At 45.1% G+C, this 384-nt stretch carries 1 pseudogene; it reads right to left on the bottom strand.

The annotated features are described in order from the left end of the window. Positions 1-384 (bottom strand): annotated as a pseudogene (locus AB4585_RS28930) (glycogen debranching enzyme); the annotation flags it as partial.

A 384-nucleotide genomic window follows, 5' to 3' on the forward strand; every position in this document is an offset into this window, starting at 1 on the left:
ATCGTGGATCGGGCGCCATAAACACATACGGGTTGTAACCCCAGTAGTTGACCTTTTCCATATCAAGTAGATGCGGTTCATGCATGCAAGCGGCCACAGGTAGCAATTGTAAGCAGTTGATGTTTTGTTCTTTGTAGAACGCAAGCATCTCGTCACTTACCAGGCCTAGATATTTGCCTCTATGCTGAGAAGGAACCTTCTTATTAAGCTTTGTCAGTCCCTTTGTATGAGTCTCGAACAACACTATTTCAGAGCGAGCTAAACGAGGGTGCTCGACTTCTTGCCAGTCAAATTCTGATGAGGTGACAACAGACTTGGCCATTGACCAGCTTTTTTCGTTAGAAAATGGCGTCTTATAGTTGAGAGGTTCGCTCAAAGCTTTGG

The organism is Vibrio sp. 10N.222.49.C9, from assembly GCF_041474985.1.
In the GTDB taxonomy this organism is placed as follows: Bacteria; Pseudomonadota; Gammaproteobacteria; order Enterobacterales; family Vibrionaceae; genus Vibrio; species Vibrio crassostreae_C.